At 53.2% G+C, this 25,755-nt stretch carries 22 protein-coding genes; 10 read left to right on the top strand and 12 right to left on the bottom strand.

The window, feature by feature from the left end:
* Window positions 1-11 precede the first annotated feature (11 nt).
* On the top strand, window positions 12-1,031 hold the full coding sequence (locus SPI6313_RS04430; protein ID WP_084668890.1) for a polysaccharide pyruvyl transferase family protein: 1,020 nt from the start codon (window positions 12-14) through the stop codon (window positions 1,029-1,031).
* A gap of 290 nt (window positions 1,032-1,321) precedes the next feature.
* On the opposite strand, the gene SPI6313_RS04425 is transcribed toward SPI6313_RS04430, so the two are convergent.
* Both SPI6313_RS04425 and SPI6313_RS23895 read right to left on the bottom strand, forming a co-directional pair.
* On the bottom strand, window positions 1,322-2,158 hold the full coding sequence (locus tag SPI6313_RS04425; protein ID WP_072619907.1) for a hypothetical protein: 837 nt from the start codon (window positions 2,156-2,158) through the stop codon (window positions 1,322-1,324).
* 96 nt (window positions 2,159-2,254) lie between these two features.
* On the bottom strand, window positions 2,255-3,448 hold the full coding sequence (locus SPI6313_RS23895; protein ID WP_072619906.1) for a peptidoglycan-binding protein: 1,194 nt from the start codon (window positions 3,446-3,448) through the stop codon (window positions 2,255-2,257).
* Window positions 3,449-3,657: 209 nt separating this feature from the next.
* Between SPI6313_RS23895 and SPI6313_RS04415 the strand changes: the two genes are divergently transcribed.
* Window positions 3,658-3,861, top strand: coding sequence for an RNA-binding S4 domain-containing protein (locus SPI6313_RS04415; protein WP_072619905.1), 204 nt, complete (start codon window positions 3,658-3,660; stop codon window positions 3,859-3,861).
* A 103-nt stretch (window positions 3,862-3,964) separates the two neighbouring features.
* Complete coding sequence (locus SPI6313_RS04410; protein ID WP_072619904.1) at window positions 3,965-5,524, top strand: peptide ligase PGM1-related protein; 1,560 nt, start codon at window positions 3,965-3,967, stop codon at window positions 5,522-5,524.
* A 2-nt stretch (window positions 5,525-5,526) separates the two neighbouring features.
* Here SPI6313_RS04410 and SPI6313_RS23330 read toward each other — a convergent pair whose 3' ends face one another.
* From SPI6313_RS23330 to SPI6313_RS23325, 3 genes are read right to left on the bottom strand one after another with little or no spacing between them, the layout of a single operon-like run.
* Window positions 5,527-5,682, bottom strand: a complete 156-nt coding sequence (locus SPI6313_RS23330; RefSeq protein WP_175551066.1) for a hypothetical protein — start codon at window positions 5,680-5,682, stop codon at window positions 5,527-5,529.
* 27 nt (window positions 5,683-5,709) lie between these two features.
* Window positions 5,710-6,882, bottom strand: a complete 1,173-nt coding sequence (locus SPI6313_RS04405; protein ID WP_072619903.1) for a CobW family GTP-binding protein — start codon at window positions 6,880-6,882, stop codon at window positions 5,710-5,712.
* Window positions 6,883-6,911: 29 nt separating this feature from the next.
* Window positions 6,912-7,058, bottom strand: a complete 147-nt coding sequence (locus SPI6313_RS23325; protein ID WP_175551065.1) for a hypothetical protein — start codon at window positions 7,056-7,058, stop codon at window positions 6,912-6,914.
* A gap of 99 nt (window positions 7,059-7,157) precedes the next feature.
* Here SPI6313_RS23325 and SPI6313_RS04400 point away from each other — a divergent pair, with 99 nt between their 5' ends.
* Entirely contained in the window at window positions 7,158-11,018 is a 3,861-nt protein-coding gene (locus SPI6313_RS04400) for a CHAT domain-containing protein (protein ID WP_072619902.1), read from the top strand.
* 324 nt (window positions 11,019-11,342) lie between these two features.
* On the opposite strand, the gene SPI6313_RS04395 is transcribed toward SPI6313_RS04400, so the two are convergent.
* Window positions 11,343-12,833, bottom strand: a complete 1,491-nt coding sequence (locus tag SPI6313_RS04395; protein WP_072619901.1) for an ATP-binding protein — start codon at window positions 12,831-12,833, stop codon at window positions 11,343-11,345.
* 157 nt (window positions 12,834-12,990) lie between these two features.
* On the bottom strand, window positions 12,991-13,938 hold the full coding sequence (locus SPI6313_RS04390; RefSeq protein WP_072622996.1) for a spermine/spermidine synthase domain-containing protein: 948 nt from the start codon (window positions 13,936-13,938) through the stop codon (window positions 12,991-12,993).
* Window positions 13,939-14,092: 154 nt separating this feature from the next.
* On the opposite strand from SPI6313_RS04390, the gene SPI6313_RS04385 reads away from it, so the two are divergent.
* The 3 genes from SPI6313_RS04385 to SPI6313_RS04375 all read left to right on the top strand — a co-directional run bounded on the left by SPI6313_RS04385 (window position 14,093) and on the right by SPI6313_RS04375 (window position 17,909).
* Entirely contained in the window at window positions 14,093-16,021 is a 1,929-nt protein-coding gene (locus SPI6313_RS04385) for a serine/threonine protein kinase (RefSeq protein WP_072619900.1), read from the top strand.
* 162 nt (window positions 16,022-16,183) lie between these two features.
* Window positions 16,184-17,308 (top strand): GNAT family N-acetyltransferase, encoded by a 1,125-nt coding sequence (locus tag SPI6313_RS04380; RefSeq protein ID WP_072619899.1) that lies wholly within the window; start codon window positions 16,184-16,186, stop codon window positions 17,306-17,308.
* Between the two features lie 112 nt (window positions 17,309-17,420).
* The gene (locus SPI6313_RS04375; protein ID WP_072619898.1) at window positions 17,421-17,909 is read left to right on the top strand and encodes a P-loop nucleotide/nucleoside kinase family protein; all 489 of its coding nucleotides are present in this window, start codon (window positions 17,421-17,423) and stop codon (window positions 17,907-17,909) included.
* Between the two features lie 117 nt (window positions 17,910-18,026).
* On the opposite strand, the gene lnt is transcribed toward SPI6313_RS04375, so the two are convergent.
* The 3 genes from lnt to SPI6313_RS04360 form a co-directional block, all read right to left on the bottom strand.
* Window positions 18,027-19,565, bottom strand: coding sequence for an apolipoprotein N-acyltransferase (gene lnt / locus SPI6313_RS04370; RefSeq protein ID WP_072619897.1), 1,539 nt, complete (start codon window positions 19,563-19,565; stop codon window positions 18,027-18,029).
* 773 nt (window positions 19,566-20,338) lie between these two features.
* The gene (locus SPI6313_RS04365; protein ID WP_072619896.1) at window positions 20,339-21,247 is read right to left on the bottom strand and encodes a phosphatidate cytidylyltransferase; all 909 of its coding nucleotides are present in this window, start codon (window positions 21,245-21,247) and stop codon (window positions 20,339-20,341) included.
* Between the two features lie 83 nt (window positions 21,248-21,330).
* The gene (locus SPI6313_RS04360) at window positions 21,331-21,885 is read right to left on the bottom strand and encodes a ComEA family DNA-binding protein (RefSeq protein ID WP_072619895.1); all 555 of its coding nucleotides are present in this window, start codon (window positions 21,883-21,885) and stop codon (window positions 21,331-21,333) included.
* 538 nt (window positions 21,886-22,423) lie between these two features.
* Here SPI6313_RS04360 and SPI6313_RS04355 point away from each other — a divergent pair.
* Window positions 22,424-23,098, top strand: coding sequence for a histidine phosphatase family protein (locus tag SPI6313_RS04355; RefSeq protein ID WP_072619894.1), 675 nt, complete (start codon window positions 22,424-22,426; stop codon window positions 23,096-23,098).
* Here the strand turns inward: SPI6313_RS04355 and SPI6313_RS04350 are convergent.
* On the bottom strand, window positions 23,095-23,511 hold the full coding sequence (locus SPI6313_RS04350; protein WP_072619893.1) for an NINE protein: 417 nt from the start codon (window positions 23,509-23,511) through the stop codon (window positions 23,095-23,097). The two genes, SPI6313_RS04355 and SPI6313_RS04350, sit on opposite strands and share 4 nt — an antisense overlap.
* Before the next feature lie 135 nt (window positions 23,512-23,646).
* Here SPI6313_RS04350 and SPI6313_RS04345 point away from each other — a divergent pair, with 135 nt between their 5' ends.
* A complete protein-coding gene (locus tag SPI6313_RS04345; protein WP_072619892.1) occupies window positions 23,647-23,964 on the top strand; it encodes a DUF1825 family protein in 318 nt (105 codons plus the stop codon).
* A gap of 209 nt (window positions 23,965-24,173) precedes the next feature.
* On the opposite strand, the gene SPI6313_RS04340 is transcribed toward SPI6313_RS04345, so the two are convergent.
* Window positions 24,174-25,331 carry a histidine kinase gene (locus SPI6313_RS04340; protein ID WP_072619891.1) on the bottom strand — a complete coding sequence of 386 codons (1,158 nt, stop codon included), beginning with the start codon at window positions 25,329-25,331 and terminating at the stop codon, window positions 24,174-24,176.
* A gap of 153 nt (window positions 25,332-25,484) precedes the next feature.
* On the opposite strand from SPI6313_RS04340, the gene SPI6313_RS23320 reads away from it, so the two are divergent.
* Entirely contained in the window at window positions 25,485-25,622 is a 138-nt protein-coding gene (locus tag SPI6313_RS23320; RefSeq protein ID WP_175551064.1) for a hypothetical protein, read from the top strand.
* Window positions 25,623-25,755: the final 133 nt, after the last annotated feature.

Below are 25,755 nucleotides of genomic sequence, written 5' to 3'. Positions count from 1 at the left end.
TGATAGTTAAAATGACTCTGACTGAAGCATTAAAAAACGACCTAAACGGTTCCTGCGGTGTGACAATTTTGGGGTACTTCGGGGGAGATAATCTCGGTGATGATATTATGCTCCGGGCGTTGATTGATGAACTGAATCAAAGTTGTGGGATGCCGATTCGGGTCGTAGCCTATGCCCCGATTTCCTGGCTAGAAGGCGAAGTTCCTGTGGATGTGTGGAAAAATAACTGGACAGATAATTATGAGATTTTACGGGCAAATTTAGAAAAAAGTTCTCATCTTCTTTGGGGAGGAGGAACCTGTTTTACCGATGAAGATTTAGACGGCGGCTATAAGCAGGTTTTATTTGCGAAAAAGCTCGGTAAAAAAGTGGCCTATGTGGGGGTCGGGGTTGGCAACCTAAAGAAACTAGAGCGACAAGTTAAGACCTTGATTTTGATTAATCGAGCGGATTATCTATCCTTACGGGATGCGGTATCGTATCAACGGGCGCGGCGGTTTTGTGTTTGGAATTCGCGTAAATTAGAGCAAGTTGAAGATTTGAGCTATGGGTTTCTCCAGCAGTGGTATTGTGACCATGGACCCCAGGTGGCTGATCCGGGGTATCTGTTGGTGGCGTGGCGCAATTTAACGGCCTATGGGGTGAGCGATCGCACCCAATTTCTCACGAAGGTGAGCGACTACATTTTAAAACGCTGTCAAGACCATCAATTAACACGCATTCTCCTCATCGATACGGATTCCCAAATTGACCCAGAGATGAATCAAGAATTGCTGATTCAGTTACAACAATTGGGCGGTGAACTGATACAGGTTGAGTACGATCCAACGATTCACTACACCGAGAAATTAAAACGCATTGCGGCATCCAGTGCCATGATCACCTCGCGTCTTCATGTGGCGGTGGCGGCTCACTTTTTTGGTAAGCCGTGCTATGCCTATAATTACTCTCCGAAAATTGGCTACTTTATCGACGAAGTGAAGAATCCCAAATTAACCCTGATTCCGATTGAACAACTCCCGATGGGTTAGCGCGGGCTGAGAGCTATCAAAAACAGCCCACCTTAATCTCTTTGCCTGTTGATAGCCAATTTGATGAATGGGTATCACTAGCGGGCAAGATGCCCGCACTCCTTAATTCTTTGATAGGACTGGAGAGGGAGCGAGAGGCTCCCTCTCCAGTCCTATTTGATTCATGAACAGGCAAGGGACTTAAGCCCCGTGTTGGCGGGGATTATAGATTGACGATTGATTGAGGATCGCTATGGTTGTTTAATTGACGATGTTTATGTGGATTCTGTGTCATAAATGATGCCGGATCGCTATAAGTAGCCGTGTTCTTTTAGGAATGCCCGTAATGCGGTGGGGAAGTCGGGGTGTTGATGGACGACTTCACCAACATCGTTATACACATCAAGGCCCCAGTCTGAGGTGCGATCATAGCGGGCGAGCATGAATTGCCAGCCTTCTTCAAATTCGCCGAGGAGAATTTTTTGGGCGACATATCCGGCTAACACTCCATTGATGTCGGAGTCTCGGTCTTGGATGGCTTGGTACATTTGCCAGGCAGTGCCGCGTAGTTGTTCGGGATAGTCGCGGGTGACATCTTCGAGGCCGTTGGGGCCGATGCGGAGAATTTGTGAGGGGGGGAATGATCCGGCGTAGGAACTGAAGGCGTAGAGAAATGCACCGTCAAAGGTGGTGAATTCGACAATGCCGTCGTTGTCTAGATCTTGAAATGATCCACCGTAGCCATCACTGGGGCCAAGGGTGGTGTGTTCAAAGGTTTCGCCTGTCCATTCGTAGACATCGTGGGTGGTGCAGCAATGGGCCCCGCCGCTGTAGTTTGAGACAATGACCTCGGCGGTGTTGTCATTGTTCAGGTCTTGGAGCCATATTTCGCCAGACATGAATTCGGTTAGAGCGTCTTGGAGATAGGCTTGACCCTGATGGGAAAGGATGTAGTTAATGTTGCTTTCAAAGAGGTTTTCATTGGCGGTGTAGTTGACTTCAACGCGAATATTGCCTTGGGATAGGGTTTTTTGGAAGGAGGGGGTTTGGGAGTCAAATTCGAGGCGGGGTTGAGCGATCGCACCTGATCCCACTGATACCCCCCAGGCTGTGATTAACAGTGAAATGACGGATTTAAATCGATTCATAACCAAAATAGATAAAATGTCCCCCCATTGTATCGGGAGGGATTGGCGGTCAGGGTGGGCTGGGTGGGCAGTCTTGGGATTGGTCGGGTGCAGGGGTTACAGCTTCAAGGCGCGGGTGGTGGCGGGGCCAACGATGCCATCGGCGGTCATGCCACGGTTGAGTTGAAATTCTTTGACGGCGCGTTCGGTGTCGGGGCCAAATACGCCATCAGTGCCGACGCGGATACCTGCGTTGCGGAGGGCTTCTTGGAGTTGTCGCACTTCGTTGCCGCGCATCAGGGGGTTGGTGAGTTTGAGGATGTTGCTGCTGGGTGGGGGGGTTGGGTTGGAGAGGGCGGGGTTAGAGGTGTCGGGGGTTTCGTCATCAATGCCGAGGGCGGAACGGGTGGCGGAGCCGACAATTCCGTCGGGGGTGAGGCCTTGTTGGGCTTGCCATTGCTTGACGACCTCGGCGGTTCCGGGGCCGTAGACGCTGTCGGTTTCGACGCTGAATCCAGCTTTGATCAGGGCGAGTTGGACTTGGCGCACGTCTTCGCCTCGGAGGTAGGGGGTTTCAACTTTGAGGAGGCGATCGGGGGCGAGTTCGGCGGAGATGGAGACGTTGGGGCTGAGGGCGGCGGCATCAACGCGGAGGCCGCGAACGTGGAAGGGGAGGGCGAGGGCCCAGTTGCCTGCGTTGATCAGTTCGTTGAAGGTGTCCATGCGATAGACGGTGAGGCGCAGGAGGCTGTTGCTGTGGTTGCCGAGCCAACTTTTGCGGGTTTGGATGTAGCGGGTGATCCAGGTTTGTTCGCCGAGGCTGGAGAGTTGGCCGTAGTTTTTAATTGTGCGATCGCGAATCATGTGCCAAGACCCATGGATGCGCCCATCGTAGACGACGGAGTAGCCAAGGGCGGTTTGAATCCCGATATATTCGGCGCTTTTGACGGTGGGGGCCCAATAGACGCGATCAAAAAATTCGTCTTGGGTGGCTTGCATGATAGGGTCATCTCCGGCTTCTTGGAGGATGCTGCGGAGGGTGCGATCGCGGTTGAGGCGGCTGTCTTGGTCTTTGAGTCCTTTCAGGTAGGGGCGGAGTTCATCGGCGTAATCGGCGTTGGGCTGTTCAACGTAGGCTTTGATCAAGAGGTAGAGGTTGCCGCTGTAGATCGTGGTTTGGGTCTTGCCGTAGGTTAAGCCGCCGGGGTCGGAACTGTGGAAGACGACTTTGCCATAATCCCCTTGTAAACTACCGGTTTCAAAGGCGGTGACGATCGCTTGAGCCGATTTTTTTTGCAGATCCGTAATCATGGGAATGCCTCAGAATGATTGATACAGTACAGCCGCTCTGTATCATGGGTGTTTTGCACCGTTAGCTTATCGGGGTTTGGTGGGTGATGGTGCACTTGATTCGCAATTTTTAAACTTGTGGCTAGCGCGATAGTGGCTGACGCGATCGCTAAACGGCCACGATACCCTAGGGGATGGATAATAATGCTGCACCCCCTAAAAGATTCGCAATGACTGAAACCCAAGCTCCCTTTATTAAGCTCGATCAATTTCTCAAATGGAAAGGCATTGCCCAAACCGGCGGCGAGGCAAAGTTAATGATTCAAAATGGCGAAGTCTGTGTTAATGGGGAGGTGGAAACCCGACGCGGTAAGAAGTTAAGGACGGGCGATCGCGTCACCTTTTCGAGCCAAGACTACGACGTAAATTTGTAACAAAGCTCTGAAAAATCAATAAAGATTAACCGTGGGATTTAGCGAAACGTGGCAAAATCGAACTGCGATCGCTGGTCGATCGATGCCCTGAGAGAGAAGATAGATGATCCCCCTCCCCTCCACTGAGCAATTCCGAGCATTGCAAAGGCAACTCCGCGACTATGTGGACAACATTGATATGTTCGATCAAGATGACTTTGATATCCTCGTCATCCCCTCTTTCAGCATCGATCAAGATCAACTAATCAAAGTCCCTGGGTTTCTCCATTACGAAGAACGGCTCCTCTGCTCCTTAATTCGGTTGCGCAATCCCCAAACGCGGATGATCTACGTGACGGCGCAACCCCTCGCCCCGATGATCGTGGACTATTACTTGCAACTGCTGCCGGGAATTCCCTTTTCCCATGCCCGCGATCGCCTCCTCCTCCTCTCCACCCACGACGCATCCCATAAATCCCTCTCCCAAAAAATCCTCGAACGCCCCCGCCTGATGAACCGCATCCAAAAAGCGATGCGACCGGAAAAGTCCTATATGGTGTGTTTTAATTCCACGGCGTTAGAGCAGGAACTTTCGCTGCAATTGGGCGTGCCGCTGTTGGCCTCCTGCCCGGATTTGCTCTATTGGGGGTCAAAAAGTGGCAGCCGCGAAATCTTTGCCGCCGCCGGGATTCCCCATCCCGACGGCAGCCCGTTGGCTTGGACCATTGAGGGCTTGCTGGATCAAATTGTGGCGGTGTGGGCGCGGAATCCGGACGTGTTGCGGCTGGTGATTAAGCTCAATGAGGGGTTTTCCGGGGAAGGCAATGCGGTGCTGGATCTGCGGCCGATTTTAGACTGTCCGATGGAGCAGCGACGCGGCGTGATCGCGGCCCAGTTCCCCCGCCTCAGTTTCCAAGCTCAAGGGGAAACCTGGGCACATTTTTCCCAACGGATTTCGGATTTGGGTGCGATCGCCGAAGTCTTCATCGAAGGGGATGAGAAGCGATCGCCCAGCTTCCAAGGCTACATCACCCCCGCCGGAACCGTTAAAATCCTCTCCACCCACGACCAAATCCTCGGCGGTCCCGACGGTCAAATCTACCTCGGCTGTCGCTTTCCCGCCGACGAACGCTATCGCCTCGCCCTCCAAACCTTCGGCCTCCAAGTCGGCGAACTCCTCGCCAAAAAAGGCGCTCTCGAACGCTACGGCGTAGACTTCATCGCCACCCCCGACCCCTCGAAACCCCACGGCTGGGGCATCTATGCGATCGAAATTAACCTCCGCAAAGGCGGCACAACTCACCCCTTCATGGCCCTACAACTCCTCACCAACGGCCTCTACAACCCCGACACTGGCCACTTCTGTACCCAAGGCCAAGAAAAATACTACGTCGCCTCCGACAACCTCCAAAAACCCCAATATTGCGGCCTCCTCCCCCCCGATCTGATGGACATCATCACCCGTCACCGCCTCCACTTCGACAGCAGCACCAAAACCGGCACTATCTTCCACCTCATGGGTGCATTGTCGGAGTTTGGCAAATTGGGGTTAACCAGTATCGGCAATTCCTTCGCCGAAGCCGAGGCAATCTATCAAGAAGTGGAGGCGGTCTTAGATTTTGAAACCCAACAGATCACCCCCCAAACCCCCCAAGCCCCCCTCCCCATGACCTGGCGCAGCTAGGGTTAAAAATCCCCCGGCATCGTAAACGCCGCCCAATAACGGGTGGTGGGTTGGACTATTGCGCTGTGCCAAGAGGGTGAACTCTCGGTAATTGTTCGTGAACTCGGCGCGATCGCACCACGATCGCGAAAAACCGTGCCACGGGAGAGCCATGGCACGAAATGGGACAGGTTAACGCTGAGGGATTACCCCAAAACGCAAGCCTGAAGTTGTTGGCGGAGCTTATCGTGATCTAAATCTTGGCCGATGAGGACGAGTTGGGTTTGTTGGGGGCGATCGCCCCACTCGTCATCTTCAATGGAAAACCGCTTACCGCTAAGGTGAAAAATATGGCGGCTCGGACTTTCCTCAAACCACAAAATCCCCTTCGCCCGGAAAATATTCGGCGTTAACTCATTATCTAAAAAGGATTGAAACTGCCGAATGGACAGGGGTTTATCACTGAAAAAGGAGAGCGACGTAAACCCATCCATAGCCAAGTGATCCGAATGGCTGTGGTTGTGATGGGCATGGTTGTGATCGTGGCTCGGATCGGTGCATTGGGAATCGTGGCAGTCCTGATCATGGGCGTGATCGCCATGATCAGAATGGGCATGGCTATGATCGTGGCTTGGGTCGGTGCATTGGGAATCGTGGCAGTCGTGATCCTGATGATCATGGGCGTGATGGTCATGATCATGGCTGTCTGGTGCTGCGTCGAAATATTTTGCCGAATCGAACAGCCCCACACTGAGGATCAAGGGCAGCGGGGCTTGGGATTTTGTCGTTCGCATGATCCGGGCATCGCGCTTAATGTCACGAATCCGCACCTCTAGGGCATCCACATCCGCTGCATCGACGAGATCAACTTTGTTGAGCAAAATTACATCACCATAGACGATCTGACTGTAGGCGGCTTCACTATTAAATAAGTCCAGGCTAAAGTTTTCGCAATCGACGGTGGTCACGATGGAATCAAGGCGGGTCATGTCTCGGAGTTCTGTCCCTAAAAAGGTGAGGGCTACCGGCAAGGGATCGGCGAGGCCGGTGGTTTCGACGACGAGATAATCAATACTGTCGTCCCGTTCGAGGACTTTATAGACTGCATTCACCAGGTCTTCGTTAATGGTGCAGCAGATGCAGCCGTTGCTCAGTTCCACCATGTCGTCTTCGGTGGTAATGATTAGTTCGTTATCAATGCCAATTTCGCCAAATTCATTGACCAAAACGGCGGTGCGGAGTCCGTCTTGGTTGCTGAGGATGTGATTCAGGAGGGTGGTTTTGCCGCTGCCCAAAAAGCCGGTGATGATTGTAACAGGCAGGCCCAGCTTCGGGGTCTTCATCGCGGGCGCGACGGTTTGTGAATCAGCGGTTTGCATAATGTCTTGTGGAAGCGTCGTTTTTTTCATTATCGCGTAGAGTGCAGCGGATCGCAGGTTTTTGACGGATTGCTCTGGATGGGCGATCGCACCTCCGGCCTGCCCAACCCCGACGGATGCGATCGCAGGATGGCCGCGATCGCCCCAGCCATCATCACGGATTCTTCAGAATCCATCAACTCCATCAAAATTCTCCGAGGGACGTACCCTATAATGCAGGTGATTAATTTTGATGTCGCTGGTGGATTTAAGGGCCCAATAAAGGATAGACACTCATGTTGCAGCAATGGTTGAAAACAATCTCAAAACGCATTGGTACGGCATCAGAGTCGCCAGAATTTGAACTCGGAGCAGAAAACGCGAGAGGCATCAACGCGGATCAACCCCTCAACGATCGCGATTATGAATTCCTCTTTACTCAACTCCTCGAAGGCATTGCCCACGGTTGGCAACCGGTGCGAATCCAACGCTTTTTTGAGACCTTGGCGACACGAGGCACGATCGCCCAGTGGAGCGAATGGCTGCAACGCTACGGCACGAAGATTTTGGCTTCTTCAGCACCCAACATCACCTTGGCGCGGCGGATGGTGGCGTTGGGAGAACAGACCCGCAGCTTACCGGAGTTGAAGCAGTTTGGCGAAACGGCGAGCGGCATTGGTCGCCTCCTGTTGGCACGCGATCGCAAGGATGATAATGATACGTGGCAGTACGATGAGCAACCCCTCGCGCCGCCGCCGGTCTCTTCACCGGAGGAGGAATTACCGGCATCGTCGGAGCTAAACCCCCCGATCGCGACTCCCGATCTCCCGCCGGTTGAACCCCCCTCCCCCGTAACGGAGGCTGCAATTCCCGCCAGCGAGGATAGCGAGGAAGAACCGAAGGCGATTCCTTTGGATGAATTGTTGGTGCGGCTCCAGGGGGATGAAAATTTGGTGCAACAGGTGGCCCAGCGGTTGGGGTTAGACACGAGCGATCCTCAAGAGATTATTCAGGAGTTGGTGCGACAGATTAATCAACGCAATGCGGCGACGGAATCGAGTCCGACCCCGGCAGCCGCGCCCATCATGGGGAATGCTGCGGCTGAACAGGCCTTTAATGAGGGGGTGCAGTCCTATGAGGCGGGGCGGTATGAAGAGGCGATCGCTTCCTGGGATCGGGCGATTCAACTGAAGCCGGACTATCACCAGGCCTGGGGCAATCGGGGCTTGGGGTTAAAAAATTTGAAGCGGTACGAAGAGGCGATCGCGTCCTATGGTCGAGCGGTGGAGTTAAAGCCGGACTTCTACAAGGCTTGGTATAACCGGGGTTTGGCTCTGGATGAGTTGAATCGCTACCCGGAAGCGATCGCCGCCTATGATCAGGTGATTGCCATTCGCCCAGAGTTCCACAAGGCTTGGTTTAGTCGGGGCAATAGTTTGGAGCAGTTGGGCGAGTTTGAAGGGGCGATCGCCGCCTACAGCCAAGCGATTCACCTGAAAGAGGATTTCCAAAAAGCCTGGTTTAATCGTGGCCAATGCCTCAATCAATTGGGCCGCTACGATGAGGCGATCCACAGTTTTGATGGGGCGCTCCACCTGAGAAAAGATGACCTCGAAGGCTGGCAGCAGCGCGGTTTTGCCTTTATGGCGCTGGGTCAATACGATGAGGCGGTGAATAGCTATGCGCGGGCCCTGTCGATTACCCCCAATGATCCGGATCTCCTCAGTGCCCAAGGGGAAGCCCTGGCCGGGGCGGGGAGCTATGCCCAAGCCCTGGCGGTCTATGACCAAGTGATTACCCACCATGGTGATCTGCCGTTGGTGTGGTGTCAGCGGGGTCAGGTGTTGGCATCGTTGGGGTGGGAAAACGATGCGATCGCCTCCTATCGCCATGCCCTGGAATTGGATGTCTCCCTAGCACCGGCCTGGTATGGGTGCGGCGAAATTCTCAGCCAACACCGTGACTATATCGGGGCCCTAGATTGCTACGATCACGCCCTCCAACGGGAACCCCAAGCCACCTTAGCCTGGGTGAGCCGCGCTCAAGTCCTCCTGGCCCTTGATCGCACCGAAGAAGCGATCGCCTCCTTTGACCGTTCCCTCCAGTTGCAAACCCACCGCTGGCAAGCCTGGCAAGGGCGCAGCCAAGCGGCCCGCCAATCCCCCCACCCGGACTTGCTCCTTACCTCCCTCAGTGGCCTCGCCCAAAACCATCCCGCCCTCAATCAACGGGGCTACGACGGTCAATTGGCGACCCTGCTCCATGGCTTAGAGCAGGTTTCCCCGCAGCAATACCCCGAAGCCTGGGCCCGGATTCAGCACCATCTGGGCTTGGCGATCGTTGCCGAAGCCTTGGAAACCGCAGAACCCGCATCCCGGTTACGCCAAGCCCTCACCCATTACGACGCGGCGCTGCAATGCCTCGATGCGGACCAGTTTCCCCAGGCCTATTTGGAGATTCTGCAAGCGAAAATCCTCGCCGAACTGCATTTAGAAGAGTTCAGCCAGGCCCAAGCCACCTATCGCCAAGGGCGCGATCGCTGCCAAAACATCCTCAATGATGCCAATGTGACATGGGAGCACAAACGACAGTTGGCCATGGCCATGGCGGTGCTCAATCAGCTTTATGTAGATGTGATGATCCAGGCGGGCGAGTTGGCCACGGCATTGGAATGGGCCGAACAAAGTCGGAATTTTGCGATCGCTTGGCTCTGGGAACGGCTCCCCCTCCAGGAAGGCAGCCTCAAATGGGCGGAAATTCAGCGCCGCCTCGACGACAACACCGCCATGCTCTACTGGCATTGCAGCCCAGCGGGCCTGACTACCTTTGTGATCACCGCCCAAACCGCTGAACCCGTCGTCCTCGGCCATACCCCCAATGTGGTGTTGAATGTGGTGCTCAGTCCCTCGTTGCGATCGCGCGTCGAACAGGCCAAGCAAAACAGCGAAGCCTCCCTCTCGATCCTCCTCGAACTCCTGGGCATGGAATCCGAAACCCCCACCCTCACCCCCGAACCGGAACCCGCCCCCCCCGCCCCCACAGGCCTCGATGCCCGCACCCAACGCGAGCAATTCCTCCCCTGGTTCAACACCTGGCAAACCCACAGCACCGAACCCGGCTGGCTCCAGGTTCACCTCCCGGAACAACTGCGCCACTTGGATCAACTCCTCGGCATCGCATCCCTCCTCGACACCTTCAAAGACAAAGCGATCAACCATCTGATCCTCGTCCCCCATCAAGCCCTCCAAGCCCTACCCCTCCATGCCCTCTTCCCCGATCGCTTCACGATCAGCTATCTCCCCAGTCTCCGCCTCGCCCAACCCTCCAGCCTGCCGCCGATTAGCACCCCCTCACCCACAGCCAACCCCTGGCCCCAATCCGAAGCCGATGAAGATTGGCTCTCCCTCGGCCTCGCCGATACCCCTACGCCAGAGCAACCGGATGTGTCGCTGCTCTGCTTAGAATCTCAACTCGATAGCCGGCCCGATGTGGCCTTAGAAACCGGGCTAGTCTGTCACCAATTCACCAAAGTGCAGCGGCTCAACGCGGACATTACCTCCGCCACGGCTAGCCGTCAGTTTCTCGGCGGCGGCTACCGCTATTGGCATTGCTTCACGCCCATCATGCAAAACAGCAAACAACCGCCCCAGTCCTACCTGGCCCTCAACGATCGCACCAAACTCACCTTTGCAGACTTGGGATCATTGGCCTTGGGCGAATGTGAACTCATTAGCTTTGCCTATCCGCCCCAAACCACAACCCCCTATCCTGCCATTGAACCGGATCTGGTGAATGGGATGACGGCGCTGCTCAGTCAAGGGGTGACCTATGTGCTCTATCCCCTGTGGGAGGTGGATGGCCACGCCCGGATGCTGTTTATGATTGAGTTTTATCGCCGTTTGGCCTTAGGGAGTTCGGCGATCGTCGCCCATAAACAGGTGCAACTGTGGTTACGCACGGTGACCCCCCAGGAGTTGGTGCGCTGGTATCTCGATCGCGCCCAGGATATGGAAACCGCCCCCAATGCGATCGCAGAACAGATGACTACCTTTGCGGAAGACCTCCGCGCCCAACCGGAGCAGCTCAACAGCAAAGAACCCCCCTACGCCCACCCCTATTACTGGGCGGCCTTTGTGGTGATGGGTTATCCCTTTTAACGAGCAAGGGGCTAAAGCCGCCTTCAATAACTCTTGGCAGCAAAGGCTTATAGCCCTTTGATGCTAAGGTGCATATCTGCTTGATTTCGTATAACATTCACATTTTTAAGGAGTAAAAGCCTTACCAGTTAAGAGGTTTGGCAAATCATGCAGTTTTGTATATTCTAGATCTAGAAATTTTTGACACCTCAATATTGATGTGCTAGGGTCCTGGCAAGGTTTGTTTATGAAGGGTTTAGCTCCCCAAATCTTAGGTATATTGGGCCGCTGATCGCTGCCTAATCAATAGTTAGGCATACCTATCACAACTCTACCAAGAAACTCTTATTCAGGAGGTAGTGCCCTGGCACGAGATTGCTTAATCTTGTTGTCAATATTTCGCAATATATTTGCACCAAGAACATAAGCATATAAACTAGCAGGCTCGAAATGAAATCGTACATCTTTATATGAAAAATCGTGATCTCTGATAGTTTTACTTGTCACCAAGATCGGTTGAGATACACTTGGATTCCTTTTCACAAATTCTGTGCAGTTATCCAGTTCAGAATGCGAACTATGAGGGCGATCACTCCACTTAACCTCAACGATCCAAGAAGGTGATTGATTGGCGACATCTAAATGTACAATGTCAATCTCTCCAGTTTTCCATCGCGCGTAGTAAAGTTCAATCATTTTACTGTGTTGCCATTGGCTAAAAATAGCAGTTTCTGTCATGGCTTCCATTACCTTAGAGTCTGCGTCAAGCGGACCAAAGAGCGCAGCACGCATCGATGGGTTTGTTAAATAGACCTTAAAGCAAACTGCTCGCTTAAACTTTTTTGCGTTTTGATCGATTCTCTCCACCCGGCGGATTAGGAATGCAGCCTCGAGATACTCAAGGTAACGCTTGATAGTATTTTTAGCTACACCAGAGGATTGCGATAATCCCTCGATACTTACTTCATTGCCTGAATTATACGCCAGGGTTGTGAAAAGTCTATTCAGTTCTTGAATATCACTAATTCCATAAAGGCTTGGCAAATCTCGCAGTAAAACTTTATCAATAATATCACTTTTGATGTATTGCCCAGGATCTTGTCGAATTGTCTCAGAAAAGACAGCCTCTGGATATCCACCAAAGTTTAGATAATCAATAAAAATCTCATTCAACTGATCGATATCTTTAGATACAAACTCATACTTCTTAGATGGATAACCAGAATCTTCAGAGTCATGAATATCCGTGTCTATTAACTCATCTTCTTTTTCTATGAACATCAAGTATTCAGCAAAGGTTAGTGGTGGCAGGATATAGTCGCTAAATCGACCAGCACCAGACTCAGTGCTTTTAAGCCTTAGAGCAGCAGCAGCAGAACCAGTAGCAATAAATCGACAGTATGGGAATGAATCAACCAGGGATTTTAGATGAATTTCCCACTCACGCAAGTATTGAATTTCGTCAAAAAAGACAAATAATTCTGAGTTACGATCATGGTTGAATAGTTCTTGAAAATAACCAAGTATCTTCTCTAATGGAAGCCCTGTATAAATTGGAGTTTCAAGAGAGACATATAAAATATTCTCCGGGCTAATACCAGAATCTAGGAGCAGACGAATAGTGTGATAGACCATGACAGTTTTACCAACACGTCTGGGGCCCATCAAAACTATTGCTCGACGCACACTTGTATCCACGATGTTTTGAGAGAAAGCCGCAAAGTACTTGCGCCGTGGCGTATTTTCATAGATTACTTTCCCGCCACGGCCTGTCTCCCACCAAGGATTATCAAATTGAAGGCGGGAGAGGATGTCTTCTTTTGCGATCTCGAGCATAGAACTAAAGTCAAAAGGCTAATCTTAGATTAGTCAAAAACCTATCTAAAGTCAATTGACTAATCTTAGTCTGTCTAAGCGGGGCTGAGACGGAAGCATGAATAAGCGTTGCTGTATCTAAAGCCTAACTTCACCGTTATCTGTGTTTGTTGCTATGTCACCCCTCTAGGATGCCTTGGGCGTTGGGGTAGCGGGCGGGGCGATCGCGCGTGTAGACCTCCGTTGTTTGCGCGATCGCATCACGCACATACAGCGGCGTTTGACAGAGGCCTAAATAGGCGATGCCGTCGATGCAGCGGCAGCCGCCCGTGGTGTGGGTGGCGAGGAGTTGGTCAATGGCATCAGGGTCAGGGCGGCGGTTCATGGGGGTTTGGCGACAGAGGAGAAAGCCCCAGGGTTCGCCAAAGGTGGGAATTGTGGAGGTGTAGGAGAGCACATGGGGGAAAACTGTTTGCAGGGTGTTGGCGAGGCGGGCATGGAAGGTAAGATTGGCGATCGCCACCGATCCCCCCTGCACCACCAGCACCCCACCGGGGGTCAGGAGTTGATTTAACTGCGCAAAAAATTCTTGGGTGAACAGCGCGAAAGAGGGGCCCTGTTCAATCGGTTCGGAGAGATCCGAAATAATTACATCCCATTCCGGCACAGCGTTCGCCACATAGTCCAGGGCATCGCCGATCACCACCTCCACCCGTGGATCATCAAACACCCCCGCGTGCATTTCCGGTAACCAGTGCCGACAGGCTGCCACCACATCCCCGTCAATATCCACCATCACCACCCGTTCCACCGTCTTCCAGCGCAGAATTTCCCGCACCGTTGCCCCTTCGCCGCCACCGAGGACAAGGACGTTTTTGGGGGCTTGGTGGGTTAAAAAGGCAGGATGGACGAGGGGTTCATGGTAGAGAAATTCGTCCCGTGTGCAAGACTGCCAGAGGCCATCTAGGATCAGGGCTTTGTGGGAATTTTCCAGTTCGACGATCATTAAATCCTGAAAGGCCGTCCGTTGGTGCAGTAATATGCGGCTGATGCCATGCTCATAGACATCCCACGCCGTAAGATAATCTTTAAGCCATAAACTGGCGATCGCGTTATCACCGGACATATCGTCTTCCTCTTGTTTGGCCCCACTATGATAGAGCAAAGATGGGCGGGGTTTTGGGACATCGGGTGCAGGAATTGATGCCGAGAATGTTGCCCACAATACCTAGTCATGGGGGACTTCTGCTAAGAATGATGGAAGGAAATGCCTGAAATTTATGGTAAGTGCTGTTCAGTCTGACGAGATTTTGGGCGATCGCTACCGGATTGTCACCATCTTGGGCGATAACCCCTGCGGGGTGACGTACCTTGTCCATGATGTGACCCAAGGCGATCGCCCCCATATCCTACGAGAATTTCATCTCCCCAGCCAAGACCCCGACGTGGTGCAACAGGCGCGGGACTTGTTCGCGCCGGAAGTGGAATTTTTGCGCCGCCTCCGCCATCCCCAACTGCCCCTGGTGCAGGATTTTTTTGAACTCACCCGCGAGGGAATCACCGCATTTTACCTCGTCCAAACCTTTGTGGAAGGGACATTGTTGCGCCATGTTCTCGAACGCCGTTGGGATGAGCAACGCCCCCTAACGGAACTCGAAGGGATTCGCCTCCTGCAACAACTATTACCCGTGGTGGACTATCTCCACACCCAAGGCGTGATTCACCGCAACATTTCCCCGGATTCGATTATTTGGCGGCCCCAGGATAGCCGCTTGGTGCTGATTAATTTTGGTGGGATTAAACAGGTTTTGGTGACGCTGTGGACGGAGCGGCAGGACATAACCACGTTGAGCCAGTCCGCTGCGTTGCCTGCTGTGGGCGGCATGGGCTACGCGCCCCCCGAACAAATCCAAAAAGGGATTATTTACACCTATAGCGACCTGTATGCTGTGGGCACGACGGTGTTAATGGCGCTGACGGGGCAAGAGCCAAAGACCCTACTCAATAAAGAAGGGCAATGGCGCTGGGATGACATTGTGCTCCATAACGTGGTGCTTAAGGATTTGTTGGCGACGATGGTGGCGCGAAAAACGAGCGATCGCCCCCAAAGTGCCCACGCTGTCCTGCAATCGCTACCGAAGGCGGTGAACGCCATGCCGCCGACCCCGTTGCCCCAGTCGGAATTTACGGCAGTGTCTGAGGCGACGGCGCGATCGGTGCCTTGGCCGCCAGTGGGGCAATGGTTGGGGCGGGGATTGTTGGTGCTGCTGGTGATAGCGGGGGCGGGGGGCCTGGGTTGGCTTTTGGGGCAAGCCTGGGTGGAGTATCAGGTGAGCCGCCCTGCACCGCCCCAACCGGATCTAGACTTGTCCCCCACGCTGCCGCCGATTTTGCCCGGTAGTGAGTTGTTGAGTTTTCCGCCGACGGATGACCCTGAACCTGACCCTGATCCCGATTTACCGACTAGTGAGCGCGATCGCATGATCGACCTGCGGCGACAGCGTCAGGAGTTAGCGATTGACTACGACTTTTTTCAAGCCTTGGTGCAGTACAAATATGAGCAAAAGCATCCCGCCCGTGCTGGGACGTTGCCAACGGCTGACCCCGATGATGAGATCTGGCGTAACCATTGGCATACCCTCGCCCAACAGATGCTAGATACCCTCAGTGAATTGTCTGGCGAGGCGCGGCGACAATTGGGGCAATATGATCAAGGCGATCGCCGGGCATGGCGGCAACAGTTACAGGATTTAAAGCTGTCGTTTGCGGTGGTGGAACTGCTGACGGATTCGGTATTTGCGTTGTATTTTCCCCTGAGTACCCCGGATGATGCAGCGGCGTTGCAACAGGTCTGGGATGCGATCGCTTTTGATCACGTCAAAGCCCTCGTCAACGGCCAAACCCTCACCCCCTTAACCCCCCAACTCAGCGAAGAATTGCGCCATGCAGGCAGCCTCGAAGCCTGGCAAGGCGGGGTGTTTACCGTGGAGGTCACGGCGGGGCAATTCATGCAGGTGAACGCGGTGAGCGACTATCCCACGGTGGTGGGGGTGTATGATCCCACAGGTGAACCCCTCCTCGAACGGGAGACGGAGCGAGTGTGGTCGGGCACGGTGAAAACCACGGGAACCTATGCGATCGCGATCGCCAGCAATACCCCCCAATTGGTCAATTACAACCTCTATCTCACCCTCAGACCTGCCCCCTAACTCAGTTGCTGTGCCGCCTAAAAAGAGGGTGTGGGTGGCGGTCATAGCTCTGAACATCCTGGCTGATTGATGCCCATGCCACCGCAACGCACCACGATGAACTGAATCCAGACCTCACGTCAACAACATTAACGCCAGTGTTAGGCCAACTGAGATAATGCGATGACAGAAAGCATAACAGGCCCCCAAGAGGTCAGAGAACTAAAAAAAGCAGATTATAAAGCGCTGGTTGCGCTTGCTAAGATTTCGTTCCCCGTTACCCAGTCTAGGTTTGTCGTTACCGATGATGCAGGCGGTCTCGTGGTCACAATAAACGGAAAATTAGTCGCAGCGTCACTCTTGCGCATTATCTATTTGCCGAGTGGTCGCAAAATTGGTTTTGTTGCCTGGCTAATGACCCATCCTGAATACCGCGGCCGTAGGCTGGCCCAAAAATTGGTCGAAGCCAGCACAGCACTGCTACACGCTCAACAATGCGATGATATTGCCACAGATGTCGAAGGGTACAACACAGGTTCAGCAAATGTTTTTTATCGGTCAGGCTATCAGCGTATATCCATGTGGCAGCAATTGAGTCGATGGAATCCTATAGACTCAATGTGGTTGTGGATTAGAACCGGGTTTGCTCTTGACCCAGGTCATTTCCTCTGGGTCGCTAACGCAGTCTCCGAACAGGGTTCCTCGTGGCGAGGGCGGTTTTCTGTCGTTGTGTTCAATACATTGCTTGTGGTATTAGCTCCCCTATTGGGGGGCGGCATACTTCTCTCCGGCAGTTCATCTGTCGTATCAGTTCAGACAATCGTTGCCTTTTTTGTAGGTGTTAGCAGCCTTTTAGCCATTCGGGAAATGGGGACTCGATTGGTCTCTGGGTTTCACAAGCAACCTCTTGAGTATCGTGCCTGGTTGGGGGGTGGTTGGGGGATATCGTTGCTGATTGCCATTGGGTTCGGAGCGGCCTTCCCATTGCCAGGAAATCTCTATCCGCCTGGGGATGGCTGGAGCACCCGTAATTTCCGTACTCTGTTAGGGCAAGGAGCCATCGTTAGCACCCTGTTTGTCACCTGCTTGATTATATTGGGATCTCTGCTCAGTGAAGCGGGAAGCAATGAGTTTCTCGCTGCAATTGGCTTCGCCTTATTGTTCGTGGGAAAACCTCTGCTGATATTCGATACCCTTGTCGCCGTGACACCGTTTGAAGGATTTAATGGGCGTCATCTAAGAGACTACAACCGTCCAATATGGCTTATGTTATCTGCAATTGCAGTTACAATCTTCATAGGGGCCTAACTTAACCATGCACCGGAGGTTAAAGCCTTCGCTACGGTTTTGTCACCGGTAATGGCGGGTATTATGCCGCAAATCTGATGCTGAATTGCAAGTTGTGCAAAACGGGAGATAAATGCATTCAAAAGGTACTTTGATATTCTTTTGCGGCAAAATGGGAGCTGGAAAATCTACGTTATCCCATAAAATATCTCAAGAATTAAATGCAATTCTATTATCTGAGGATGATTGGTTAACAGCCATTTATCCTGAAGAAATACAAAATTTCGATGATTATTTGAAATATTCAAATAGGCTTAAGCCATTACTAAAAGGTCATATCAGGAGCATACTTAACTCTGGAGTTGCCGTAGTAATGGATTTTCCAGCAAACACAAAGAATCAAAGAGCATGGTTCAAGGATATATTCTGGGCCGAGGGCATTCCTCATAAGTTAATACACCTTGATGTTGATGATAAAATCTGCTTAGAACGAATAGCAAAGCGTCGGACAACTAATCCAGAGCGTGCAAAATTTGATACAGAAGAAGTTTTCCGTCATGTCACTGGTTTCTTTCAGCCACCGTCTGCTGTTGAAGGATTCTCTATTGAGGTTGTGCAATGAGATGATGCCGTTGCTCAGCTAACTTGTAGCAAGACGCATAACAACCTCACTGTGCCGGAACGATGTCAAGTTGTTGGTGAGATACATAGGTGATCTGCCTCTGGTGATTGGGGTTATTTAACGAGGGACTGGTTTAACGCGCAGGATGAAAAACAAGAGCGCGATCGCACCCAAACCCAGCCCCAACCAATCCCCCCAACGCCCGTACAGCGTCTGCCCCGTTCGCCGATACACCGTCGCACGATGCAGGGCATAGGTATTGATCTCCGAAATCCATGCCGTTTGGCCGTGGGGCGTGACGATCGCAGAATAGCCGGTATTCGTCGCCCGCACCGCCCAGCGGGACAGTTCCACCGCTCGCATCACATCTAGGGCGTGGTGTTGGGCGGGCATCACTTCGCTGTAATGGGCGTTATTGGAAGCCGTGAGGATGAATTCCCCCCCGGCGGCGGCTTGGCGTTGAAAATGGCGCGAAAATGCCGATTCATAGCAAATTCCCACGATCGCCCGTCCCCAAGGGGTTTTAAACACTTGCTGAGGGGAACCGGCGGCTAGGTGGGCATCAAGGGGCGAGAGGCGTTGAAGCACGCGGCCAAGCAGGGCTTGGGCGGGGATATATTCACCGAGGGGCACGAGTTTCACTTTGTCGTAGCGGCTGTAGAGTTGGCCCGTGCCGGTGAGGGTGAAGAGGCTGTTGGTGTCGCTGCGGCCTTGGCTGCCAAAGGCTCCGAGCCAAACGGGTGTCCCTTCGCGCCTCACAGCTTGGTAAAAGGGGTGATGGTTTTGAACAAGATCCTCCCAGGCGAAGGGGAGGGCGGTTTCGGGGGTGAGGATCACGTCAACCCCTTGACGGGCGAGGGTGGTGTAGCCTTGGGTGTAGCCGGCGATCGCTTTGCGCCACCCTTCCGGATAGAGCTTAATTTCGTTGGGAATGTTGCCTTGAATGATCCCCACCTCAAAGGCTTGGGCGGGTTGATCCTGTAGGGGACGGGTGGCGAGATAAAAACCGCCGAGATGGGCGAAGAGGAGCAGCGCGATCGCACCACCGGCATAGCGTCGCCATTGTCGCCGTTTCAGATAGGCCAAGGCTAAACCACCATTAACCACCATCAGCAGCGCGGTGATCGTGGTGGGGCCAGAAACCTGCCCCCAATGCAGCAGCCAGAGATTCCCCGGACTTTGGCTATAGGCGATCGATGACCACCAGAGCGGGCCCAGTTGCCACAGGCTTTCCAGACCGCACCAGAGGGCAACCCCAAAGAGGAGATGGCGTAGGGGGTGAGCCACGGGTACAGCCCCCAAGAGCAGCGCCCACGCCACCACCAAAGCCACCCCCCAAGCGGTGATCAAGACCCAACAGAGCAGCGCGATCGCTAAACTCGCCAACCACGGCACGCCCATCCAGGTCATCGGATGCACCCCCATAATCCAAAACAACGCCACCCCATGGAACCCGATCCCCCAGGTGATCGCCCGTAGCAGCCGCTGCCCACGGGACGGAGCCTGCACCACCGTCACCCAGAGAATCGCGATCGCCACCCAGGCCAAGGGCGGCACACTGACCGGCGCAGGGGTACAGCCCATCAACAACCCTCCCCCCAAGGCAAGGGCGGGGACTTTGAGCGATCGTAACCAAACAGGCCCAGGAACCGACATCGCAGCTTTCCCATCAACGCAACGCTTTCCTACCATGCCACAGTCCGCCACCCTTCACATCCCTACACCCTAGGAATAGAACGCAATCCTGATATTTCGTTAGATGCGAGTGAGCCAGAGGCTCACACTACCATTGCGGTCATTTTCTGTAGTGCGAGCTTCTAGCTCGCTGTCCTAAATTCACCATTGTGGGGTCATTTTCTGATGTTTCGTTAGATGCGAGTGAGCCAGAGGCTCACACTACCATTGCGGTCATTTTCTGTAGTGCGAGCTTCTAGCTCGCTGTCCTAAATTCACCATTTTGGGGTCATTTTCTGATGTTTCGTTAGATGCGAGTGAGCCAGAGACTCACACTACCATTGCGGTCATTTTCTGTAGTGTGAGCTTCTAGCTCGCTGTCCTAAATTCACCATTGTGGGGTCATTTTCTGATATTTCGTTAGATGCGAGTGAGCCAGAGGCTCACACTACCATTGCGGTCATTTTCTGTAGTGTGAGCTTCTAGCTCGCTGTCCTAAATTCACCATTTTGGGGTCATTTTCTGATGTTTTGTTAGATGCGAGTGAGCCAGAGGCTCACACTACCATTGCGGTCATTTTCTGTAGTGCGAGCTTCTAGCTCGCTGTCCTAAATTCACCATTTTGGGGTCATTTTCTGTAGTGCGAGCTTCTAGCTCGCTGTCCTAAATTCACCATTTTGCGGTCATTTTCTGTAGTGCGAGCTTCTAGCTCGTTGCCCTTGTGACTATTGTGGGTTATCCATCCGGATTGGGGATTAGTAAGGGAAGAGGGGTAAAAATAGGGTGACGAAGTAGTAGACCAGGGGGGCGGTAAAAATATAGCTATCGGTGCGATCGAGAATCCCCCCATGGCCGGGGATGAGGTGGCCGGAATCCTTCAGGCCAGCATCGCGCTTCATCAACGATTCTGTTAAATCACCGGCCAAGCTGACAAAACCAATCAACAACCCCAAAATTGCCCCTGTAATCATCCAACTGTGCCAATGCAACGCATGGGCCCCGCCTAACCCCACTAGGGTACTGCCCAAAATGCCAAACACGGCCCCTTCTACGGTTTTCTTGGGACTGATTAAGGTGAGGCGAGTGCGTCCAAAAAATTTGCCGATCAGATACGCGCCAATGTCGGCAGCCCAGATACAGAAAAAGGCGAGGATGGTCACGCTGAGGGCGGGGGAGAAGCGATCAGGGTGGGTGAGTTCTTCCCACCAGGCGGCGGTGTTTTCGAGTTGAAGAATGGGGGGATGGACGGGATCGGAGGCGATCAGGATACCGGCGGGAAAATCAAGGTTAACCCGGAGCCGAATCCAATAGGTGGGAAGCCAGCCGCCATAGAACAGGCCCAGGATGGAGGTGGACATGTCTGCGATCGTGGCAATTTTGGGCTGAAACAGGAGATAACAACAGAGCAGAATTCCGGTGATGGGGGGGAGCGCGTCGGTGAGGGAGGGGGCGAGGATGGCGGTGAGGATCAGCAGTTGCGAGAGGATCAGGGTCGTTTTGACAGCGGGTTCAATGCCTTTGGCTCGCACGAGGTTGAAATATTCGCGTTGACCCAAGAACACAATCACCATGAAGCCGACCGTAAAATACCAGCCTCCCGCAATTACTGAGGCTAGAGCCACAATAATTGCAACGATCGCACTCATGATACGAGACCAAGGCATAGAGCAGTAGGGGGAATAAAGAGAATGGTAGGTTAAAGGAATCTTATCAGAACTTTAAAAGTTCGCGGCATTTCAGGCATGAGTTAGAACGCGAGATAATACATAAATTGTGCGATCGCTTCGGGGGATAGTTGCAGTCGATTTTGCAGATCGGCGAGGGTGTGATAGGGGCCGTGGTGAGTGCGATCGCTCACCCAAGCCTGGGCGAGATCGGGGCTGAGGCCGGGAATTTGGCACAGTTGCGCCAAGGTTGCCGTATTGGGGTTCACACGAGCCGGAGCCACTAGACTTTCAGGATCACGATAGATAAATTGCAAAATGGGCGCGAGGGGGGTTAAGCGATGCACTGGCACAGTTAAAGCAGCGGCCAGATCCTCTAAACAGAGAAATTGCACCCCATTTTGAGCCAAGGCCACGAGGGTACGGGCTTGGTGAATCGAGATCCCCGGTAAGCGGAGCCAATCATCTACGGTGGCGGTGTTCACGTCAATGTGGATGCCCCACTGGGCAGCGATCGCCACTTCTACCGCTGACTGAAGACGGGCATAGGGGTCACGTTCTAGGCGCGATCGTAGTTGTCGCTGTTGGGGGTTTAACGCCTGTTGCCACTGTTGCACCTTCGACCACCATGCTGCCATCACCACCTCCTGAACCGTTGTCCGTCAGATTAGCTTATAGCGGATTGCGAAAAGATGAGAACGCGACTTCCCCCTTTTTAAGGGGGATTGAGGGGGATCTTTGTGATGAGAACGCGACTTCCCCCTTTTTAAGGGGGATTGAGGGGGGATCTTTGTACCGCAATTTTATGAAAACCGCTATATCGGGTTTTCTCCTGATCGGAGAGCGTCACCCTGTTCTAGGGGCGCGATCATCACGCCAACCGCTACCCGATCCATTGTCGCCAAACTTGCTAAATTACGAGCGTGATGCGTAAAGCCCCCTGAATTTTATTCGGGGGATATAAGCGAATAACCGAATTGATTCGGTGGTGATACAATAAAAGCGTTCGCTAGCGCGAAGTAAAATTCCGGGGTGAGCACCTTATGGGCAGGGCGTTGTCCATTGGGCTAGGCAATATAAGACGGGCTACGCCTGCAATTGCTGTCTGAACCCAGAATCCCCCGTCATGTATGCGGGGGAGTACGTCAACACCAATACATTAATCACCATCACGCCATGATGCTTGGTTACCACCGTCGGGTTGTTTTTGGGGGCTTGCTCCTGTTAGGGCTAGCCAGTTGTGGGGCAACGCCACCGCCCAGCGTGACCGCCCCCTCGCCTGCGGTGACCGCGCCGCCATCGCCCCAAACATCGTCGGCCGATGCGGCAGCGATCGCCCCCGCTACAACCGATATCTGGTCACGGTTGCGGAATGCGGAGACCCATTACTACGTGCTGATGCGCCATGCGATCGCCCCCGGCAGCGGTGACCCGCCTAATTTTGCGATCGGGGACTGCTCCACCCAGCGCAATCTCTCCGAGGAGGGCCGAGACCAAGCCCGACGCACCGGAGCCGCCTTTCAAACGCAAAACATCACCGTTCAGCAAGTCCTGTCTAGTGAATGGTGTCGTTGTCAGGAAACGGCGACTCTGATGGATCTCGGCCCCGTCGAAACCTTTCCCGCCCTGAACTCATTTTTTCAAGACCGCGCCCAAGGCCCCGATCGCATCGCCCGGCTGCGGGAATTCATGGCCAACCATCGCGAGGAAGCAGGGGTCACGGTGTTGGTCACCCATTTCGTCACGATCGCAGACATTGCCGGCGGTGCAGTCTCCTCCGGGGAATTGGTGGTGATGCAAATCAATACCGATAATGAGCCGGAAGTGGTGGGCAATCTGGGGCCGTTTTAGGGCGCGTCGATCAGTTGGCGGCGTTTTTGTTCAAATTCCAACTCTGAAATCAACCCCTCTTGGCGCAATTGTTCGAGGTCACGCAGGGCAGCAGCGATCGCATTCATCCGCTCCGGATCAAGCTGCGTCGTGACCGTCCCCGCCTTCTCCCGCGCCACCCCATCATTAAACCGCTGATCAAACCAATCCTGCTCACTGAGCAAATACCACACGGCCTCAACCCCACTGGCCACATGGGGAATCGGCAGCCAAAACAGCGACAGATACACCACCCCCCACAACGGTTGACGCAAATAAAACTTATGCAACCCCGCCAACGGGAGACCCGGCACTACCCCCACCAGGGCCAGCAGCACCGCAATTTTCGGACTCCGAGGCTGTTGCCAGAACTGTGTTAGCGTGCTTCTGTCCATCTTGATCCCAATGCCATTCCGGACTCTCTCTCAATACGGGAAACCGAATTGTTCCCACTGTTTTCTCTACCCTACAATAAATAGGCGGTTGCTTCTCGCAACCCCATACCCACCCCTTAGCCCCCAGAGGAGATTATGGGATTTTTTGAATCTGAAGTTGTTCAACAAGAAGCCAAACAGCTGTTTGAAGACTATCAATCGATGATGAACCTCGGCGGTGACTATGGTAAGTTTGACCGCGAAGGAAAAAAGATGTTTATCGAACAGATGGAAGCGTTGATGGAACGCTACCACATTTTTATGAAACGGTTTGAACTGTCGGACGACTTCATGGCACAAATGACGGTTCAACAACTCAAAACCCAGCTTGGACAATTTGGCATTACCCCTCAACAAATGTTTGAGCAGATGCATAAAACCTTAGAACGAATGAAATCTGAGATTCGCGAATAGAGCTGAACCTTGACCGCTAGACAGATTTTAACGGTACTAGATTAATCCAACCCAACCCAACAAACCGGCTTAATTATGGCGGGAAAATCACAATGACCACGATTGTGTTGAAGTGGGATGAAGCTATTGTGTCAAACTCCCATTGGTTGCCCCCCCATCTGCCCGATCGCGCCCCGTCCAACGCTGCACCAAGGGCGATTCGCAATCCCCTAGCGATAGACCGGCAACGTGAACTGAAAACAACTCCCCTCCGGCGGCACACTATCCACCCAAATTTGGCCGTAGTGAGCCTGAATCACCTTCCGACAGAGCGATAGGCCAATCCCAAACCCCTCCTGGGCTTCATCCCGCTTGAGACGAAAATGGCCGTCAAAAATGCGATCGCGCTTCTCCACCGGAATCCCCAGCCCCGTATCCGCCACACTCACCTGCACCTTCTGCGCCGTCCGGTGCAAAATCGACACCGTAATCGTACCCTGGGGCGGCGTATACTTAATCGCATTATCCAGCAAATTCATCAGCACCTGACGAATTAACTCCCCATCCGCATAGACCGGCGGCACATCCTTCGGAATATCCCGCACCAACGTTAACGACTTCTCCTCCAAACTTCCCTGCATCTCATCTAAAACCTCCTCACACAGCGGCTGCAACGGCAGATTATGCAACTGAATCTGAAGCCCACTGTTTTTACCCTGAGCCGCCTGCAAAATATCATTAATCATCCGGTTCATCACCCGGAACTGCGTGCGCGCATGCTGATAAAGCTGCTTTTGGAGCTTGGTCACCTGCTCCGTTGACTCTTGGTTATGGGTAATCTCCAGGGTTTCCACCGCGATCAACGCCGCCGTTAACGGACTCCGCAGATCATGGGCCAGCATTCCCAGCACTTGATCCTTAAACTGCAATTGTTCCCGGAGTTCATTATTTTCTCGCTTCAGCCGAAACAGTTCCTCCGCCGCCCGAATCTGCGCCACCGAGTAGCGATCGTCCTCAGACTTCCGATCTGCCAGCCCCTCCGCATGATTCTGCTCATCGAGATCCTGCTGCCACTGATGCCACCGATGCTGTAACTGCGCCACCACATCACCCCCCGCCAGTACCTGACGCGGTGACGGGTAAATCTTCACCAGCGACGGTGTGGCCACCAGCCGAAAATGCTCCGCCAAGTCCGGATTTTCACTAATTTCGAGGATTTCTAAATCAAAAGAATCCCGCTGCTTCAACTCCTCTAGATAGGACTGAATCTGTTGAGCGTGGTTTTGGGTCGATATTCGTTCATCCACAAACAGGAGTAGCTGCAATTGCTTCGTTGCTCCTGTTGATACAGCAGAATGATGTGTGGGTTCAAAATTGGAGGATCGCACAGCAACAATGTTGTGGATTGATAAATAGCAGTGAATGTATTGAAATTGTCAAGCTTGATTGATTAAGTTTATCTTAAATCTCCATCTTGACATCATCCCCAGCCTAAAGGCATGGGGATTCCCCGTCTAGCTAGCCCTAAGGCTAACTGCCTGATGAGTAGACAGTCTATCGAAAACCGCCCTAACCGAGGCCTGACTCTCTTTCCCTGTCCGTTTAGCGTCTTGGGTTTGCCCAACCTCGACGGCTTCGATATGCTGTCGAGCGTTGTCCTCGAAGGGCGAGGCTGGTAACCCAGGGGTTTTGGTCACCATTCATCGGCCTGAATCGAGGAGTTTTGGTGTGAGTCTCCGTTTCATCCTAGAATTTGATAGGCAGCGTCAAGGCTGGGATAAGACGGCAACCCCCTCCGCCTTCACCCCCCGC

The organism is Spirulina major PCC 6313 (genome assembly GCF_001890765.1).
GTDB lineage: Bacteria > Cyanobacteriota > Cyanobacteriia > Cyanobacteriales > Spirulinaceae > Spirulina > Spirulina major.
This window is presented reverse-complemented; position numbering and strand designations above follow the sequence as displayed.

Coding starts and splice junctions, on each gene's coding strand:
- SPI6313_RS04430 (WP_084668890.1), top strand. CDS start 12: ATGACTCTGACTGAAGCATTAAAAAACGACCTAAACGGTTCCTGCGGT.
- SPI6313_RS04425 (WP_072619907.1), bottom strand. CDS start 2,158: ATGAATCGATTTAAATCCGTCATTTCACTGTTAATCACAGCCTGGGGG.
- SPI6313_RS23895 (WP_072619906.1), bottom strand. CDS start 3,448: ATGATTACGGATCTGCAAAAAAAATCGGCTCAAGCGATCGTCACCGCC.
- SPI6313_RS04415 (WP_072619905.1), top strand. CDS start 3,658: ATGACTGAAACCCAAGCTCCCTTTATTAAGCTCGATCAATTTCTCAAA.
- SPI6313_RS04410 (WP_072619904.1), top strand. CDS start 3,965: ATGATCCCCCTCCCCTCCACTGAGCAATTCCGAGCATTGCAAAGGCAA.
- SPI6313_RS04405 (WP_072619903.1), bottom strand. CDS start 6,882: ATGCAAACCGCTGATTCACAAACCGTCGCGCCCGCGATGAAGACCCCG.
- SPI6313_RS23325 (WP_175551065.1), bottom strand. CDS start 7,058: ATGGATTCTGAAGAATCCGTGATGATGGCTGGGGCGATCGCGGCCATC.
- SPI6313_RS04400 (WP_072619902.1), top strand. CDS start 7,158: ATGTTGCAGCAATGGTTGAAAACAATCTCAAAACGCATTGGTACGGCA.
- SPI6313_RS04395 (WP_072619901.1), bottom strand. CDS start 12,833: ATGCTCGAGATCGCAAAAGAAGACATCCTCTCCCGCCTTCAATTTGAT.
- SPI6313_RS04390 (WP_072622996.1), bottom strand. CDS start 13,938: ATGTCCGGTGATAACGCGATCGCCAGTTTATGGCTTAAAGATTATCTT.
- SPI6313_RS04385 (WP_072619900.1), top strand. CDS start 14,093: ATGGTAAGTGCTGTTCAGTCTGACGAGATTTTGGGCGATCGCTACCGG.
- SPI6313_RS04380 (WP_072619899.1), top strand. CDS start 16,184: ATGACAGAAAGCATAACAGGCCCCCAAGAGGTCAGAGAACTAAAAAAA.
- SPI6313_RS04375 (WP_072619898.1), top strand. CDS start 17,421: ATGCATTCAAAAGGTACTTTGATATTCTTTTGCGGCAAAATGGGAGCT.
- lnt (WP_072619897.1), bottom strand. CDS start 19,565: ATGTCGGTTCCTGGGCCTGTTTGGTTACGATCGCTCAAAGTCCCCGCC.
- SPI6313_RS04365 (WP_072619896.1), bottom strand. CDS start 21,247: ATGCCTTGGTCTCGTATCATGAGTGCGATCGTTGCAATTATTGTGGCT.
- SPI6313_RS04360 (WP_072619895.1), bottom strand. CDS start 21,885: ATGGCAGCATGGTGGTCGAAGGTGCAACAGTGGCAACAGGCGTTAAAC.
- SPI6313_RS04355 (WP_072619894.1), top strand. CDS start 22,424: ATGATGCTTGGTTACCACCGTCGGGTTGTTTTTGGGGGCTTGCTCCTG.
- SPI6313_RS04350 (WP_072619893.1), bottom strand. CDS start 23,511: ATGGACAGAAGCACGCTAACACAGTTCTGGCAACAGCCTCGGAGTCCG.
- SPI6313_RS04345 (WP_072619892.1), top strand. CDS start 23,647: ATGGGATTTTTTGAATCTGAAGTTGTTCAACAAGAAGCCAAACAGCTG.
- SPI6313_RS23320 (WP_175551064.1), top strand. CDS start 25,485: ATGAGTAGACAGTCTATCGAAAACCGCCCTAACCGAGGCCTGACTCTC.